Consider the following 565-nt stretch of genomic DNA (forward strand, 5'->3'; position numbering starts at 1 on the left):
AGGCCCGGCGATTGAACAGGCCCGTCAGCGGATCGGTATCGGCGAGCACCCGCGCCGCGATCTCCTGTTCGCGCGCCTGATCGCGCTCGATGCTGAGCAGGCGGATGCGATAGGCGATGGCGAGGCTGGAGAAGAGCGCCTCCATCGTCATCGTCAGGATGGTGGAATTGTCGAGCCAGAAGCTCCAGCTGATCGCGTTGAGCGAACTGGCGATGCGCAGGCAGGCGAGCATGATCGGCGCTGCCCAGGCGATCGCGAACATCCACAGATAATTGCTCCGCGTCCGCCAGCCGCGCCACAGGATGGGCACGACGATGCCGATCTGGGCGATGAACACCACCGAGAAGAACCGGTCGAACAGGGTGATCTGCGACGGCGCGAGAGTCGCCAGCAGCGCGACCGTGAGCAGCATTAGCGCGCAGATCGCGTTGCTCGCCCTGGCCAGCCACCCGGCGAACACGCGCGGCTCGAAGAAGGTGCGCGCGAACAGCATCGCCCCGATCGCCGCCACGCCAAGCGACGCATAGTTGATCCGTAGCCGATCATTGTTGACGATGTCCGGCCA

At 65.1% G+C, this 565-nt stretch carries 1 protein-coding gene; it reads right to left on the reverse strand.

Annotation, left to right across the window (positions count from 1 at the left end; all coding sequences use genetic code 11):
• Nucleotides 1-565, reverse strand: a 565-nt coding sequence (locus AC1DZC_RS20240; protein ID WP_477044534.1) for a 7TM diverse intracellular signaling domain-containing protein, incomplete at both ends; no start/stop codon positions are given.

Source organism: Cellulomonas sp. P2_B4 (assembly GCF_056404795.1).